Below are 15,185 nucleotides of genomic sequence, written 5' to 3'. Positions count from 1 at the left end.
GATGGTCCTCAGTGATCACTGCCGACCGACTGCTCCACGGCGTGGGGCAGCACCGGACGCAGTACGTCGATCGCATCCTTCACGCCACCCCGGGACCCGGGAAGGTTCACCACCACGCACGCTCCGATCTGACCGGCCAGACCGCGGGACAGTAGCGCCGTCGGGATCCCCTTCGCCACTCCGGCCGCCCGGATGCCCTCGGCGATGCCCGGGATCTCGCGGTCGAGCAGCGGCCGGGTGACCTCGGGGGTGCGGTCGGTGGGCGTCAGCCCCGTGCCTCCGGTGGTGAGGACGACCCGCGCTCCCTCCGCCGCCGCGCGGGCGATCACCTCGCCGACCGGGTCGCCGTCGCGTACGACCTCGGGAGGGCCGACCACGAAACCGAGCTCTTCCAGGAAGGCGACCAGGAGCGGTCCGGTGGTGTCCTCGTAGACACCCGCCGAGGCGCGGTTGGAGGCGACGACGACGGTCGCTTTCAGACTCATCGGGTGAAGTCTCCCGACTTCCCGCCGGTCTTCGTCTCGACCCGGACATCGGTGATGACCGCTCGCTTGTCGACCGCCTTGATCATGTCGACCACGGTGAGGCCGGCGACGGCGACCGCGGTCAGCGCCTCCATCTCGACACCGGTGCGATCGGTGGTCTTCACGGTCGCGGTGATCTCGACGGCGTCGTCGGCGACGCTCAGCTCGACCTTGACGCCCGAGACCGCCAGCGGGTGGCACAGCGGGATCAGGTCGGGCGTCTTCTTCGCGCCCATGATCCCGGCGATGCGGGCTACGGCGAGTGCATCACCCTTGGGTACGCCCTCGCCGCGGAGCAGCTCGATGACCTCGGCAGAGACCAGCACCCGCCCGGACGCGGTCGCGGTGCGGGTGGTGACCGCCTTCTCGGAGACGTCGACCATCCGGGCCGCGCCGGTCTCGTCGACGTGGGTGAGTCGGTCGGCCATCAGAACTCCACGTCCAGCTCGATCACGTCCACCTCGGCGTCCTTGTCCAGCGCTGTCGTGTCCGGCGGGATGACGATCAGGCAGTTCGCGCCGGCCAGGTCGCCGATCAGGTGGGACCCCGGCCCGCCGATGGGCGAGACGCCGGCGCGGGAGCCGTCGTACCAGCCGCGGAGATACTGCTCCTTGCCCTTCGGGGAGCGCACCGGGTGGGTGAGGGCGGCGCGGCGTACGGGGCGGGCCTCGGGGGTCATGCCCATCAGCCGGCGCAGCGCGGGGAGCACGAAGAGCTCGAAGGAGACGAACGAGGAGACCGGGTTGCCCGGCAGGCACAAGACGGGCACCCGCTCCTCCCCGATCCGGCCGAAGCCCTGGGGCTTGCCGGGCTGCATGTTCACGGGGCCGAACCAGACACCCTCCGGCGTCAGTGCCTCCTTGACCACGTCGTAGTCGCCCATCGAGACGCCGCCGGAGGTGACCACCAGGTCGGCGCGGACGAGCTGGTCGGAGAGCGCGGTCATGAAGGCACGCGGCTCGTCGGGGACGATCCCGACGCGGTAGGCGATCGCGCCGGCCCGGCGGGCGGCGGCGGCCAGGAGGAAGGAGTTGCCGTCGTAGATCGAGTCGTGACCCAGGGTCTCACCGGGCTCGCGCAGCTCGGTGCCGGTCGAGAGCACCACGACCCGGGGCCGCGGACGCACCGCCACCTGGGCACGCCCGACGGAGGCGATCAGGCCCAGATGGCGCGGGCCGAGGACGGTGCCCGCGGGGATGAGCAGGTCGCCCTTGGCGACGTCCTCACCGGCGTAGCGGACGTGCTGAGCCTCCTCGGGCGTCTTCCGGATCTCGACCTCGGCGACACCCCGGTCGGTCCATTCGTACGGCACCACCGTGTCGGCCCCCGCCGGCAACGGCGCGCCCGTCATGATCTTCGCCGCCGCACCCGGCGGCAGCGCCAGCAGCGAAGCCTGTCCGGCGCCGATCTCGCCGAGCACGGGCAGCCGTACCGGCGTCTCGGCCGAGGCCGTCGTGACATCGGCGTAGCGGACCGCGTAGCCGTCCATCGAGGAGTTGTCGAAGCCCGGTAGGGCGACCTCGGCATGGATGTCCTCGGCCACCGCCAGCCCGAGACAGTCCATCAAGGGCTGCGGGTAGGCCGGCATCGGCTCGAGCTCGGCCAGGATTCGCTGGCGGTATTCGGCGGGGGTCACCCCGCCAACACTAGTCGGACAGGACGGTGGCGGGCGCGACGCGTTCGGCGTTGGCGCCGTCGAGCTCGACCGCGCCGATGACCTGCACGCCCTTGCCGAAGGTCCAGTCGCCGTTGACGGTCAGCGAGGACGCCTTCCGCAGCGACGGGGCGCCCTCGGGGAAGCGCTCGTCGAAGTTGGCGACGTACTTGTAGTAGTCGCCGTCCAGGTCGATGAACGGCACCTCGTCGGCGATCTGGTCGAGCACGAAGTCCTCGCCGATGTCGTAGACGTCGGAGCGCAGGACCAGCAGGTCGTTGGTCGTCTTGACCGGCACGAACCGGTCGCGGCCGACCTCGATCAGCTGGGAGCCCTCGAAGACCTCGATCGCGGCACCCATGGCGGTCTCGATCTGGACGACCTTCGGGGTCTTCGGGTCGGAGGGGTCGACGGTCTTCTCGTTGCGGATCAGCGGCAGACCGAGGATGCCGTCGCGCTCGTCGAGGACCTTCTTGAGCGCCTTGAGGTCGAACCAGATGTTGTTGGTCGAGCAGTACTTGTGGCGGCTCAGGTCCTGCAGCGCCACCTTGTCCTCGTCGCGGGTCTGCGCGGTCTCACGCAGGATGAGACGACCGTCGGACTTGCGGCGCGCGAAGTGACCGCCCTTGCGGTCGCTCGGGGTGCGGCGTACGGCCTCGATCGCGAAGGGCGCTCCGCTCTTCGCGAACCAGCCGGCGACCTTCTCGTCGGGGACGGCGCCGAGGTTGTCGGAGTTGGAGACGAAGACGCGCTCGTAGCCCTGCTCGATGAGCAGGTCGAGGAGCCCGGTGTCGAGCAGGGCGGTGTAGATGTCGCCGTGTCCGGGCGGGCACCACTCGAGCTCGGGGTCCTTGGGCCACTCGACCGGGGTCAGGTCGTCGACGAGCAGACGCGGCTCGCGGTTCTGCAGGAACTCCAGCGGCAGACCCTCGACCGGCAGGTCCTGGTAGCGCTCGAGCGCGGCCAGGCTGTCCTCGGAGGTGCGGAAGGAGTTCATCAGCAGCAGCGGGAGACGTACGTCGTACTTCTTCCGCATGTGCAGGATCTGGCGGGCGATCACGTCCAGGAAGCTGAGGCCCTTGCGCACGCACAGCAGCGACTTGGCGCGGTCCATGCCCATCGAGGTGCCGAGGCCGCCGTTGAGCTTGATCACCGCGGTGGTCGAGATGGCGGCGTGCGCCTCTTCGTCGCTGACCACGGCATCGCTGATCGACGGGATGTCGACCGGCTCGATCGTGTCCTCCGGGATCATCCCGGTCTCCCCGTGCTCGAGCTGGCGGTAGTAATGTGCGAATGTCTGCACCGCGACGTCTTCCACGCCGGCGTCGCGCATCTTCGCCATTGCCTTGGCCAAACCTGGGCTACCCATAAAGGAAAGCCTAGGCTGTCGTTGTGTCGGGTTCACACACCCCTCCGGGTTCTGAAGGTCCAGCCCCCGCTGACTTCGTGGGGCGCAAGACTGCCTTACGTGACCAGCTGCTGACTACCCGGGGGCGCATCGGGCTCCCCCGGCTCGGCTCGCTCGCCCGCTCCCTTGCGCAGGTGGTCACCGATATTCCAGACGTCCGCAGCGCCGCCACGGTTGCGCTCTACGTCTCGATCGGCAGCGAACCGGGCACAGGACCTCTTATCGACGAGCTGGACGCGGCCGGGAAACGCATCCTCCTTCCCTGCCTGCTGCCGGACAACGACCTGGACTGGGCCGTCTACGACGGAGAGCTGGTCCGGGCGCCCCGGGGGCTGCTGGAGCCCGGCGGGGAGCGTCTGGGGGTCTCGGCGATCGCCGGCGCGGACGTCGTGCTCGTCCCCGGGCTGGCCGTCGACTCACAGGGCCATCGGATGGGCCGGGGCGGTGGCTCCTACGACCGCATCCTGGCGCGGGTGCCGGCCGGAACCTTTACCTGCGCGCTTCTCTATCCGTGGGAGATCGGGGTTCCCGTGCCGGTGGAGGAGCACGACCGGGCTGTCGGAGCGGCCGCGAGCGCGGAGGGAATGCAGCGCTTCTCCTAGGCGTTCGCTAATATTGGCAGTCGCACCCGCCGAGTGCCAGATTCTGTTCTAGGAGAAACGTGCCCACCTATCAGTACGCCTGCACCGAGTGCGGCCACGCCTTCGACCAGTTCCAGAGCTTCAGCGACGCCTCGCTGACCGAGTGCCCCGAATGCGGCGGCAAGCTGCGCAAGGTCTTCAGCGCCGCCGGCGTCGTCTTCAAGGGCTCCGGCTTCTACCGCACCGACTCCCGCTCCGGTTCGTCCTCGTCGACGTCGTCCACGTCCTCGACGTCGTCCTCGAGCACCTCCTCGCCGGCGCCCGCGGCCTCCGGCTCCTCGGACTGAGACCGCCCGCAACTACGGGTTATCCACAGGGTAATCCACATCCTCAGCGGGGCTGTGGATAGCGAGATGCGGGAAACGCGAGGGCGACCTAGCGTGCCCGCATGTTCACTCGAATCACGTCCTTCACCCGCCGCGCACGCCGCGGCATCCTCGCCCACCGACGCCTGCTCGCGTTCCTGCTGACCGCCTCCGCGGTCGCGATCGGGATCTCGGCCACCCGGCCGGACCCACCTGACACCACGACGATGGCGGTCGCGTCCCGAGATCTGCCGGTCGGCACCGTGCTCACCGCTGCCGACCTGACCGACGTCGAGACCGATCCCGACAGCATCCCCGCCGACCTCGCCGACGCACCGCTCGGTGAGCGGCTCGCGGCTCCGCTGCGGCGGGGCGAGCCGGTCACCGACGTACGTCTCGTGGGGCCGGAGCTGACCGAGGGACACCCCGGCCTGGTGGCCGTGCCGGTCCGGCTCCCCGACGCCGAGATGGCCGGCCTGCTCCACGTCGGCGACACCGTGGACCTCTACGCCACCGACCCCGCCACCGCCGAGACCGCCCAGGTCACCACCGACACGCTGATCCTCAGCCTCCCTCAGGCCACCGAGCCGAACCGGGATGATTCTTCCGCACAAGGAAAGACCGAAGGGTTTGGCGTCACGAACATTTCGGCGGGGCGTCTGGTCATCGTCGGAGTCGCCGCGAGCAGCGTCGAGGACGTCACGTCCGCAGGGGTGAGTGGCTACCTCACCTTCGCGTACTGACCATCATCGCGCCGCATCCTGGGTCTCCTTCACCTCACACAATCAGCAACAGGAGAAACGCAAGACATGGACGGTTTCAAGAAGTTCCTGCTCCAGGGCGACCTGATCAAACTCGCGGTCGCCTTCATCATGGGCGGCGCGTTCGCCACGGTCGTGACCGCGACGGTTGACATCATCATGGACCTGCTCGGCAAGATCGGCGGCACGCCCGACTTCTCGAACTACGAGCCGGGCGGCATCAGCCTCGGCGCATGGCTGACTGCTGTGATCGCGTTCCTCATCTTGGCCACGGTCGTCTACTTCCTCATCGTGAAGCCCTACACCCACGCCAAGGAGCGCTTCTTCCCGGACCCCGACCCGGGCGAGACCGAGATCGACATCCTCAAGCAGATCCGCGACAGCCTCAGCGCCCGCTGACGTACGTCGCACCAGAACGGATTGCCTCGGGCTCCGCTTCGGAAGGTGCCGTCTCACCCACCGTGGTGAGGCGGCACCTGCGATTTCAGCCATCGATCCGACGCCGATTCCCCCGACTCCCCCGACTCCCCCGACGGCTCCCGCTCGTCCCGGGTCGTCTTGGGGAGCTCGTCACCGAAGATCCGCGCCAGCCGCTGCTTGCGCTTCCACTCCGGCTCCTTGGACTCCTCCGGCTCTGGAACCTCAGGCGAGGTGTCCTCGGCCATCAGCACAGCCCCGCTCGCTCGCGTGCCGCCTTTGCCTCTTCGGCGATCTGGGCGAGCTCCTCCTCGGAAGCGCCGCTGCTGGCACCGTCCGAGCCGGTGTCCGCCGATTCACCGGAATCGGCCTCGTCAGTGGACGTCGACCCAGCGGTCTCACCATCGGTTGCGCCGTCGGTCGGGCCGCTGTCGGAGGCTGCGTCGCCCGAGCCCTTGCTCTTCTTACCGGCAGCCTGCCCGGCGTCCAGCGCACCGGCAGCGATCTTCTTGGTCAGCGGCTTGTCGTTGGCGATGGCCTTGAAGACGTTCCTGGCCTTCTCCTCGTCGAGCACAACCGTGGCCTCGGGATTCTCAGGGTCGGGCAACGTCGGGATGGTGAGGAACTTGATGTTCTCCATCCCGATGCTCTGGAACCCGGAGCCGATCTTCGCCATGGTGTCGAGGTTGTCCTTGAGGCCCTCGTCCATCGTCAGGCCCTTGGTCGCGGCGTTCAGGAAGCCGAGCACCTTCGTCGGACTGGACAGCGTGTCGCCGGAGAGCAGCTTGGCCGCCATCGACCCGATGAACGCCTGCTGCCTCTTGGACCGGTCGAGGTCCCCGCCATCACCGAGGCCGTGCCGCAGACGCACGTAGTTGAGCGCCTGTTTGCCTGTGAGTGTCTGCTTGCCGGCGTCGAAATGAGCGCCGGTGTACTTGTCGTCGACCTCTTGCGGAAGACAGACGTCCACGCCGTCGATGGCGTCGACCATGCCCTTGAAGCTGGCGAAGTCGACCACCACGAGATGGTTGACGGTGATGTCGCACTTCTCACCGCACAGGTCGCTGGCGACAGACTCGAGCTGGGTGACCGTGCAGGTCGGGCCACCAGCCGAATAGGCAGCGTTCCACCGCACGTAATCGGCCGGCGCGGTCTTTCCGTCCTTGGTCTTGCACGAGGGCCGGTCCACCATCGTGTCGCGGGGAATGGAGACGCCGTAGGCGAACTTCCGGTTGGCGGAGAGGTGCAGGAGGATGTTGGTGTCCGACCCGCCACCGCTGGCGCCGTCGACGCCACAGCCCTTGCAGTCGCGGCTGTCCGAGCCCATCACCAAGATGTTGATCGGCTCCTTCGGACCGATATCCGCCGCCTTCTCCCCGAGGCTGACCGTGTCGATGTTGCCGGTCAGCGATCGGTAGGTGTAGACGGTGAACAGCCCGACGAGCAGCGCCAGCACGAGCAGCGTCGAGCTCAGAACCTGCCACACGCTGATCCGCGGCCTGTCGCGCTCCTCGCCCGGATAGGGGGCGTACGGCTCGTCATAGCCACCCTCAGGCGGATAGTCGTCGTAGGGCTCGTCGTCATAACCCGAGGCGTACGCAGCGCCGTGCCGCCCCGCGGGCGGATATGCCTCGTGACGAGCCTCGTGCAGCTCGTCGCGCGAGGTGGTGCGCGCCCGAGGCCTCTCGGCCGGGCGAGGCGGTGCGGTGACCGCGGCGGGGTCGTTCCAGTCGAACTCCCGGGCTGCTGAGGGCGCGAGCTGCTGGTCGGGGATCTTGGCCGCCGGAGGAGCCGGCTGAGGGTCCTGGCGATACCACTCCGGCGCCGGTGCGACCGCTGTCTCCTCGACGGACGGGGCGGCAGCCGGGGGCGGAGGTACGTGACGCGCGGGGCGCGGTGTCTCGCGCACCAGCGGGGCCACCGCCGTCACATCCGGATCGTTCCATTCCTGCGGGGCAGGTGTCGGCGACGAACCGGTGCTCCCCCGGCCCATCGCCTGATAGCGCTCGGCGCGGGTCGGCTCACGCCGCACCGGCGCGGCGCGCAGCGGATCGACGACGGGAGGCTCCGGGCGAGTCGTCTCCTGACGGACCGGACGCGCGGCCCGACGGCCACCGCCCGACGATCCCGGCCCGGGTCCCGGGGGCGGTGGTGACACGAACTCGGACTGCGGTCGCGCGGCCCGCCGGCCACCGCCCGGCTCCACCGACGGCTGGTCGGTCGGTACGTCAGCTGCCCTGGCCCCACGCCCGGATCGAGTCCCCCCGGACTCGTTGTTCGCGGGCTCGTCGGCCCCGTACATCCACTCGAATCCAGACACACCCGAGCCAGAATCCGCACCCCCACGTCGGGGAGGCAGGGAGGGGTCAGGCATATGTCACCGTCACTCGTCGCTTGTCTTCGGGGGGATTCGGGTTGAGTCGACGGTGACTCAACCTACGCGAGGGCCCCAAGTTTGGCCCCTGACCGCATCGAACCCCAAACCGTAGTATCACCCGTCACCATGGCAAGATATCCGCGAACGCCCCAGTAGCTCAGTGGATAGAGCAGCCGCCTCCTAAGCGAAAGGTCGCAAGTTCGACTCTTGCCTGGGGCACCAAGAACCACCCTGCGCCGGCCCGGACGGGTCGCGCCACGCCGTCGGCAGGCCCTCAGTGCAGCGAGTCGTCCGGCGCCCCCGCCCGCCAGTCGTAGAACGGAACCTCGAGTCCCGCGCGCGTCGGAGCGCACAGGAACGGCCCCGCGCTCACCTCGTCACCGACGTCGAAGGGGAGCAGGCGTACGAGCTGCCAGCTCGCGTCCTCCCTGCGTGCCCTGATCGTGAGCGCGTCACCCGCCCAGCTGACCCGGAAGGTCACCCGAGCGCCGCCCCACGCGGGAGCGGACGAGGCCGACCAGTCCGATCGGCCGTCCGTCACGACGGCCCCGATCTGGGGTACGCCGTCGGCGAACTCGATCCCGGCCTTGACCCAGCGCTCGTCCGAGGCACGGACGAAGATCCCGGCCTGGTCGAACTGCTGGGAGAACGGGGTGCCGAACTCGACCTCCATCGCCGAGCCCGGCGCGAACGGAGCAAGGAGCGCGTGCTCGGTGTCGTGCACGAAGCTGTAGGAGGTGTGCAGCCAGGCGTCGCTGCCCTCGACCGCCGTCGTGTACAGGACACCCTCGGGCGAGACGCGGGTGGCTGCGGGCTCATGCGTCCAGCGGCCCGCCGACCAGTCGATGTGGTTCATGGGAGGCGAGCGGCTGTCTAGGAGAACAGCTTCTGCAGCCGAGCGACACCCTCGACGAGGTCGTCGTCACCCAGAGCGTAGGAGAGCCGCAGGTAGCCCGGGGTCCCGAAGGCTTCGCCCGGGACGACCGCGACCTCGGCATTGTCGAGGATGTAGCCCGCCAGGTCGGCCGAGGTGTCGATGACCGTGCCGTCGTACTCCTTGCCGAGCAGACCCTTGACCGACGGGTAGGCATAGAACGCGCCTTCGGGGGTCGGGCAGTAGACACCCTCGATCTCGTTGAGCATCGCGACGATCGTCTGCCGGCGCCGGTCGAAGGCGGCCTTCATCTCCTCGACGGCGGTCAGGTCGCCGGTCAGCGCCGCGATCGCCGCGCGCTGGGCGACGTTGGAGACGTTGGAGGTCGCATGGCTCTGCAGGTTGGTGGCGGCCTTGACCAGATCGGTGGGACCGACCAGCCAGCCGACCCGCCAGCCGGTCATCGCGTACGTCTTGGCGACCCCGTTCACGATGACGCAGTGGTCCTGGAGCGCAGGACAGAGGACGGGCAGGGAGCCGGTCGAGACGCCGTCGTAGAGCAGGTGCTCGTAGATCTCGTCGGTCAGCACCCACAGCTGGTGCTCCTCGACCCACTCGCCGATGGCCCGGATCTCGTCGGCGGTGTAGACCGCACCGGTCGGGTTCGACGGGGAGACGAAGAGGAGCACCTTGGTGCGCTCGGTGCGGGCCGCCTCGAGCTGCTCGACCGTGACCTTGTAGTCCTGGGTCTCGTCGGCCACCACCTCGACGGCGACACCGCCGGCGAGCTGGATCGACTCGGGATAGGTGGTCCAGTAGGGCGCCGGCACGATCACCTCGTCGCCCGGGTCGAGCATCGTGGCGAAGGCCGCGTAGATGGCCTGCTTGCCGCCGTTGGTCACCAGCACCTGCGCCGGCGTGATCTCCAGCCCCGAGTCGCGCAGGGTCTTGTCGACGATCGCCTGCTTGAGCTCCGGCAGCCCGCCCGCAGGCGTGTAGCGGTGGTTCTTCGGGTCGCGCGCGGCCTCGACGGCCGCCTCGACGACGTAGTCCGGGGTCGGGAAGTCGGGTTCGCCGGCACCGAAGCCGATGACCGGCCGCCCCTCCGCCTTGAGCGCCTTGGCCTTGGCGTCGACCTTGAGGGTGGCGGACTCGGCGATGGCGCCGATTCGGGCGGAGACGCGACGGTCACGAGGCGAAGTCATGGCGCTGATCCTAGAGCTCCCTCGGAGACCGACCGCTGCCGCGACGGCGTCCTCACCAAAGCAAAGTTCTCCTCGCCCCCTTGACTCATATGAGGTCCGTCACACATCCTGGATGGGAACGTTCCCGCTAACGTTCCCATCCACATCCAGACACGAGGAGTCCCGCTCATGAACCTCGACCTTCGCGGTCTCACCCCCGCCCCCGTCACACCCTTCACCCGCGATCTCGAGGTCGACTACGACGCCCTCGCCGCGCTCACCCGTTGGTACGCCTCGATCCCCGGCATCACCGGCCTCGTCTACCTGGGCCACGCCGGAGAAGGCACCTACCTCACCCCCGAGGAGCAGGTGCGGGTCATCGAGGTCGCCGTGGAGAACGCCGGAGACGTCCCGGTGATCGCCGGCATCACCGGCGAGGGCGACAAGGTCGCCGGGCTCGAGGCCAAGCGCGCCATGGAGGCCGGCGCTCGTGCGGGCCTCCTCTATCCCTCGCACGGCTGGCTCCGCTTCGGGTTCCAGAAGGGCGCCCCTCAGGAGCGCTACCGCATCGTGCACGAGGAGTCCGGGCTCCCGCTGATCCTGTTCCAGTACCCCGACGCGACCAAGGCGAGCTACGACCTGGCGACGCAGCTCGAGATCGGGGCCCAGCCCGGCGTCTTCGCCACGAAGAACGGGGTACGCAACATGCGCCGCTGGGACACCGAGATCCCGGTCCTCCGCCAGGAGCTCCCCGACCTGCAGATCCTGAGCTGCCACGACGAGTACCTGTTGCACACCATCTTCGACGTCGACGGTCTGCTCGTCGGCTACGGCGGCATCGCCCCCGAGCTGCTGATCGAGTTCATCGCAGCCGGCAAGGCCAAGGACTATCCCGAGGCCCGCCGCATCCACGACGCCCTGCTGCCGGTGACCAAGAACGTCTACCACCGCGGATCCCACATGGAAGGAACCGTCGCGCTCAAGCTCGCCCTCGTCGAGCGCGGCAAGCTCGAGCACGCCGCCGTACGTCCGCCGCTGCTGCCGCTGGCGCCCGAGGCCCAGGGCGAGATCTCGCTCGCGCTCAAGCAGGCCGGGATCATCTGAGACCGAGCTCGAGCACGGGCTCCCGCACCACCGGCCGGCCCGACGCGATCCGCGCGGGCCGGCACCCCCCACCACATCGACGGCGATCCACCTCGCCGCCCCGCGCTCCGCATCCGGTCATCTCCGGCAGAGGCTTCTCGCGGAGCACCATCGACGGCATCATGGCGACTGTCACGGTCGGCTGCCGTCCCCCGCCCGACGCCAGTGCGTCGTGAGCGTTCTTCCGCACGGACCCGATGGCGTCGGGGACGTGCCGAGACGAGAGGACCCTCCCATGTCCCACCCCACTGCCGTACCAGCCGCCGTTTCATCCGAGGCCGTCGATGCCTCGCGCCACCCGGCCTCCCCGCCCCGCAAGCGGGGCGTCCTCCAGATGCTCAAGCTGATGGGCCCCGCCTTCATCGTCGGCGCGTGGCAGTTCGGCCCGGGCAATCTCGTCTCCGCCGTCCAGGCCGGGAGTCTCTACACCTACGACCTGATCTGGGTCATCGTGCTCTCCACGGTGCTCATGCTCGTCTTCGCGGACATGAGCGTCCGCATCGGCATCTCCTCACGCGGTTCCGTCGTGACGACCATCAAGGAGACGCTCGGAAAGCCCACCGGCGTCGCAGCCGGACTCGGGGTCTTCGGCATCACCCTGTGCTTCTCCGTCGGCAACGCCGTGGGCACCGGCCTCGGCCTCTCGCTCGTGCTCGGCGGCAACCCGGTGATCTGGACCATCGCGTGCAGCGTCCTCGTCGTCGCGATCCTCTTCACCCGCAGCGCCTACAAGGTGATCGAGAAGCTGGTGCTCGCCATCGTCGCGCTGATGGCGGCCGCCTTCATCGTCACGGCCATCGTCACGAAACCGGACTGGATGGGAGTCGCCGAAGGTGCCGTCGTTCCCACCGTGCCACACGGTGTCGGACTCCTCATCGTCGCCCTGGTCGGCACGAACTTCTCCCTCAACGCCGCCTTCTACGCCGGGTACGCCAGCCGTGAACGTGGCCTTCGGCCCGCGGACTACCGGGACACGACGTTCGCCGACACGATCCCCGGGATCCTCGCTCCCGGCCTGATGACCGCACTCGTGATCGCCGCGGCCGCGGCGACGCTCGCCGGCCAGGGCGGACCGGCAGGAGCCACGATCGAGCAGTTCTCCGCGGTCCTCGAGCCCGTCGCCGGGGAGATCGGCCGGACCATCTTCGCCCTCGGCTTCTTCGGCGCCGCCCTCTCCGCCATGATCGCGAACGCCACCGCGGGCGGCACGCTTCTCGCCGACGGCCTGGGCCTCGGAAACCAGATCGCCTCCAGCAGAGTCCGGATCGGGATCGTCGGCGTGCTCACCTTCGGCGCGAGCGTCACCATCCTCGCGTCGGGCACGTCGCCGGTGCAGCTGATCATCGTCGCGCAGGCGATGACCGTCCTCATCGCCCCGCTGCTCGGCGTCCTGCTGGTGATCCTCGCGAACAACCGGCGCCTGATGGGCGCCCTGCGCAACCACTGGTGGCAGAACGTGCTCGCCGCGGTCGGGCTCGTCACCATCATCGCCATGTGCTACCAGCTCATCGACACCGTCACCACCATGCTCGCCACCTTGTGACCCATGGCGGACGTACGGCCCGACCGGCATCTGCTGCCGGCCGGGCCGTCCTGCTCCGCAGGCTCACACCGCCGATGCGGTTATGCTCGCGCCGACGGCGAGGAGGGGGCACACATGACCGAGACAGCAGGCCCGGCACGGTCCGCGCGTGCGACGATCCGGGACGTCGCCCGCGAGGCCGGCGTCAGCACCTCGACCGTCTCGCGGGTGCTGGACGAACGGCTGCCGCCCTCCCGCAGCGAGACCGCCGAACGCGTACGCGAGGTGGCGGCCCGTCTGGGTTACCGCAAGGACTCCCGTGCCTCCGCCCTGCGCCGCCAGCAGAGCGGCACCATCGGCGTGCTCGTCCCCCGTCTGTCCGACACGGTCATGGCCATCCTCTTCGAGAGCATCGCGGCCGCCGCGGCCGAGCGGCAGATGTTCGCCATCGTGGCCACGACGGCCGACGACCCGGGCTCGGAGCGGTCGGCGGTCGAGAGCCTGCTGGACCAGCATGTCGACGGCCTCGTACTCACCACCGCCCGCCCGGACGACGTGGTGATCCCGGACCTCCGTGAGCGCGGCATCCCCCTGGTCCTCGCCCTGCGGCACGACGGCGTGACATCGGCCGTCGTCGGCGACGACGAGCTCGGCGGTTATCTCGCCACCCGCCACCTCCTGGATCTGGGCCACCGCGAGATCGCGCTGGTCGCCGGGCCGCCGTACGCATCGAGCGCCGTCGGACGAGTCGCCGGGTTCACGCGGGCGATGACGGAAGCGGGCATCGACGACATCGACCGTCTCATCCACCCCTCGACCTTCGGGATGGAGTCCGGGGAGGAGGTCGGCCGTCACATCCTGTCGACCTCGCCTCGCCCCACCGCCGTGTTCGCCGTCAACGACAACACCGCCGTCGGTGTCCTGGCGGCAGCGCGGGCAGCCGGGCTGAGCGTCCCGGACCAGCTCTCCGTCGTGGGCTACAACGACATCCCTCTGGCGGCTCGGCTGCCGGTCCCCCTCACGACCGTCCACGTGCCCTTCGACCAGATCGCCGCGCGCGCCGTCGCTGCGCTCGCTCGCCTGATCGCCTCGCCGGACGAGGCGCCACCTGGCACCACGACGACGCTGATGCCCTCGCTGATACCGCGCGCGTCCACCGCGCCCCCGCCGGGCGCCCGCGCCCCGCGCTAGGACGCGTCGACGACCTCGAACCGGATCCCGGCGGCCTGGAGGCGGGCGAGCAGCGCATCGCCCATGGCCACCGCGGTGGTCACCGACCCGGATGTCTCGGGAAGGGTGTCGAAGGCGAGGCACAGCGCCGACTCGGCGAGCATCTTCGAGGTCTCGGTGTAGCCGGGGTCGCCTCCGGACACCCTGGTGTGGATCGTGCGGCCGCCGGTCTCGGCGACGAAGTCGACCGTGAACCACGACTTCTCGCGCCGGCGCTCGGAGGGTCCGGTGCCCTGCTTGACCCGCTCACCGAGCTTCGCCCGCAACGGCGGCACCTGCATCGCGAGGGCGAGGCCCCCGGCCCCGAGCGCGCCGCCGACGGCGTAGCGCAAGGTCTTGGTCCCGGCGAAGTGCGAGTAGGTGAACGCGGGGCCGTAGGCCTCCAGGTCCCGCCCGGAACGGGCGACGATGAACGGGTCGATGGTCGGCAGCGGCAGCAGCCAGTAGCCGAGCTCGCGATCACGGCCCAGGGAAGGCTTCGCCGGTCGAGACGTACGTCCCTCCGGCCGCCCCTCGAGCGCCCGGCGCTCGCGCGACGCGGCTGCCATCTCCCGAGGCCGCGACATCTGCCCCAGCGCCGAGTGGAAGGTGCCGCCGGAGAAGGACGCGTTGGAGCGGACGACGCCCTTCATGGTCAGCGGGCCGGTGATCTCGCCGCCGGCGGCGAGCTCGCGCACGGTGTAATAGGCGCCGAGGTCGTGCGGGATCGAGTCGAACCCGCAGGCGTGCACGATCCGGGCGCCGTTGGCACGGGCGACGGCGTCGTACTTCACGAACATGGTGTCGACGAACTCGGGTTCGCCGGTCAGGTCGACGTAGTCGGTGCCGGCCTCCGCACACGCCTTGACCAGCGGCTCGCCGAACTCCAGGTAGGGCCCGACCGTGGTGATCACGACGCGAGCACGAGCCGCCAGCGCGGCCAGCGAGGCGGCGTCGTGGACGTCGGCCTGGATGAGCTCGACCTCGGCGGCGTCGAGCCCGTCACGGACCGCCTCGAGACGCGACAGGGAGCGACCCGCGAGCGCCCACCGCAGCCCGTCGGGCGCGTTCGCGGCGAGATACTCGGCGACCAGACCGCCGGTGAACCCGGTCGCACCGAACAGGACGATGTCGAGATCGCGAGAAGTCGTCATACCCGCTACCTT

16 protein-coding genes and 1 tRNA gene are annotated in these 15,185 nt (G+C 69.6%); 8 read left to right on the top strand and 9 right to left on the bottom strand.

Annotated elements, in window-relative coordinates; all coding sequences use genetic code 11:
* Nucleotides 1-8 precede the first annotated feature (8 nt).
* Genes UG56_RS19945 through UG56_RS19930 form a run of 4 tightly spaced genes read right to left on the bottom strand, consistent with a single transcriptional unit; the run spans nt 9 to nt 3,547 of the window.
* Nucleotides 9-485 carry a MogA/MoaB family molybdenum cofactor biosynthesis protein gene (locus UG56_RS19945; protein ID WP_045547063.1) on the bottom strand — a complete coding sequence of 159 codons (477 nt, stop codon included), beginning with the start codon at nt 483-485 and terminating at the stop codon, nt 9-11.
* Nucleotides 482-952 carry a cyclic pyranopterin monophosphate synthase MoaC gene (gene moaC, locus UG56_RS19940; protein WP_045547062.1) on the bottom strand — a complete coding sequence of 157 codons (471 nt, stop codon included), beginning with the start codon at nt 950-952 and terminating at the stop codon, nt 482-484. The genes UG56_RS19945 and moaC overlap by 4 nt, the downstream gene beginning before the upstream one ends.
* The gene (glp, locus tag UG56_RS19935; RefSeq protein WP_045547061.1) at nt 952-2,160 is read right to left on the bottom strand and encodes a molybdotransferase-like divisome protein Glp; all 1,209 of its coding nucleotides are present in this window, start codon (nt 2,158-2,160) and stop codon (nt 952-954) included. The genes moaC and glp overlap by 1 nt, the downstream gene beginning before the upstream one ends.
* A 10-nt stretch (nt 2,161-2,170) precedes the next feature.
* On the bottom strand, nt 2,171-3,547 hold the full coding sequence (locus UG56_RS19930; protein ID WP_045547060.1) for a UTP--glucose-1-phosphate uridylyltransferase: 1,377 nt from the start codon (nt 3,545-3,547) through the stop codon (nt 2,171-2,173).
* A 77-nt stretch (nt 3,548-3,624) separates the two neighbouring features.
* Between UG56_RS19930 and UG56_RS19925 the strand changes: the two genes are divergently transcribed.
* The 4 genes from UG56_RS19925 to UG56_RS19910 all read left to right on the top strand — a co-directional run bounded on the left by UG56_RS19925 (nt 3,625) and on the right by UG56_RS19910 (nt 5,692).
* A complete protein-coding gene (locus UG56_RS19925) occupies nt 3,625-4,188 on the top strand; it encodes a 5-formyltetrahydrofolate cyclo-ligase (protein WP_045547059.1) in 564 nt (187 codons plus the stop codon).
* Between the two features lie 59 nt (nt 4,189-4,247).
* On the top strand, nt 4,248-4,514 hold the full coding sequence (locus tag UG56_RS19920) for an FmdB family zinc ribbon protein (protein WP_008362776.1): 267 nt from the start codon (nt 4,248-4,250) through the stop codon (nt 4,512-4,514).
* A 101-nt stretch (nt 4,515-4,615) separates the two neighbouring features.
* Nucleotides 4,616-5,275, top strand: coding sequence for an SAF domain-containing protein (locus UG56_RS19915; RefSeq protein ID WP_045547058.1), 660 nt, complete (start codon nt 4,616-4,618; stop codon nt 5,273-5,275).
* Between the two features lie 66 nt (nt 5,276-5,341).
* Nucleotides 5,342-5,692, top strand: coding sequence for an MscL family protein (locus tag UG56_RS19910; protein ID WP_045547057.1), 351 nt, complete (start codon nt 5,342-5,344; stop codon nt 5,690-5,692).
* Nucleotides 5,693-5,745: 53 nt separating this feature from the next.
* On the opposite strand, the gene UG56_RS19905 is transcribed toward UG56_RS19910, so the two are convergent.
* Both UG56_RS19905 and UG56_RS19900 read right to left on the bottom strand, forming a co-directional pair.
* On the bottom strand, nt 5,746-5,958 hold the full coding sequence (locus tag UG56_RS19905) for a hypothetical protein (protein WP_045547092.1): 213 nt from the start codon (nt 5,956-5,958) through the stop codon (nt 5,746-5,748).
* Nucleotides 5,958-8,030 carry an LCP family glycopolymer transferase gene (locus tag UG56_RS19900; RefSeq protein ID WP_218145254.1) on the bottom strand — a complete coding sequence of 691 codons (2,073 nt, stop codon included), beginning with the start codon at nt 8,028-8,030 and terminating at the stop codon, nt 5,958-5,960. The genes UG56_RS19905 and UG56_RS19900 overlap by 1 nt, the downstream gene beginning before the upstream one ends.
* Nucleotides 8,031-8,233: 203 nt before the next feature.
* On the opposite strand from UG56_RS19900, the gene UG56_RS19895 reads away from it, so the two are divergent.
* A tRNA-Arg gene (locus tag UG56_RS19895) sits at nt 8,234-8,309 on the top strand.
* A 52-nt stretch (nt 8,310-8,361) separates the two neighbouring features.
* Here the strand turns inward: UG56_RS19895 and UG56_RS19890 are convergent.
* Both UG56_RS19890 and UG56_RS19885 read right to left on the bottom strand, forming a co-directional pair.
* Nucleotides 8,362-8,943, bottom strand: coding sequence for a DUF1349 domain-containing protein (locus UG56_RS19890; protein ID WP_045547056.1), 582 nt, complete (start codon nt 8,941-8,943; stop codon nt 8,362-8,364).
* 17 nt (nt 8,944-8,960) lie between these two features.
* Nucleotides 8,961-10,166, bottom strand: coding sequence for a pyridoxal phosphate-dependent aminotransferase (locus tag UG56_RS19885; RefSeq protein WP_218145253.1), 1,206 nt, complete (start codon nt 10,164-10,166; stop codon nt 8,961-8,963).
* A 168-nt stretch (nt 10,167-10,334) separates the two neighbouring features.
* Here UG56_RS19885 and UG56_RS19880 point away from each other — a divergent pair, with 168 nt between their 5' ends.
* The 3 genes from UG56_RS19880 (at nt 10,335) to UG56_RS19870 (ending at nt 14,001) form a co-directional block, all read left to right on the top strand.
* On the top strand, nt 10,335-11,249 hold the full coding sequence (locus UG56_RS19880) for a dihydrodipicolinate synthase family protein (RefSeq protein ID WP_045547054.1): 915 nt from the start codon (nt 10,335-10,337) through the stop codon (nt 11,247-11,249).
* Nucleotides 11,250-11,523: 274 nt separating this feature from the next.
* Entirely contained in the window at nt 11,524-12,831 is a 1,308-nt protein-coding gene (locus tag UG56_RS19875) for an Nramp family divalent metal transporter (RefSeq protein WP_256206775.1), read from the top strand.
* A gap of 114 nt (nt 12,832-12,945) precedes the next feature.
* The gene (locus UG56_RS19870) at nt 12,946-14,001 is read left to right on the top strand and encodes a LacI family DNA-binding transcriptional regulator (RefSeq protein WP_045547053.1); all 1,056 of its coding nucleotides are present in this window, start codon (nt 12,946-12,948) and stop codon (nt 13,999-14,001) included.
* Here UG56_RS19870 and UG56_RS19865 read toward each other — a convergent pair.
* Complete coding sequence (locus tag UG56_RS19865) at nt 13,998-15,173, bottom strand: saccharopine dehydrogenase family protein (RefSeq protein WP_045547052.1); 1,176 nt, start codon at nt 15,171-15,173, stop codon at nt 13,998-14,000. The genes UG56_RS19870 and UG56_RS19865 overlap by 4 nt on opposite strands.
* Nucleotides 15,174-15,185 lie beyond the last annotated feature (12 nt).

It is taken from the genome of Nocardioides luteus (genome assembly GCF_000960475.2).
GTDB classification, from domain to species: Bacteria; Actinomycetota; Actinomycetes; order Propionibacteriales; family Nocardioidaceae; genus Nocardioides; species Nocardioides luteus_A.
The sequence above is the reverse complement of the archived record's forward strand: the minus strand, read 5'-3'. Positions and strand labels throughout refer to the sequence as shown.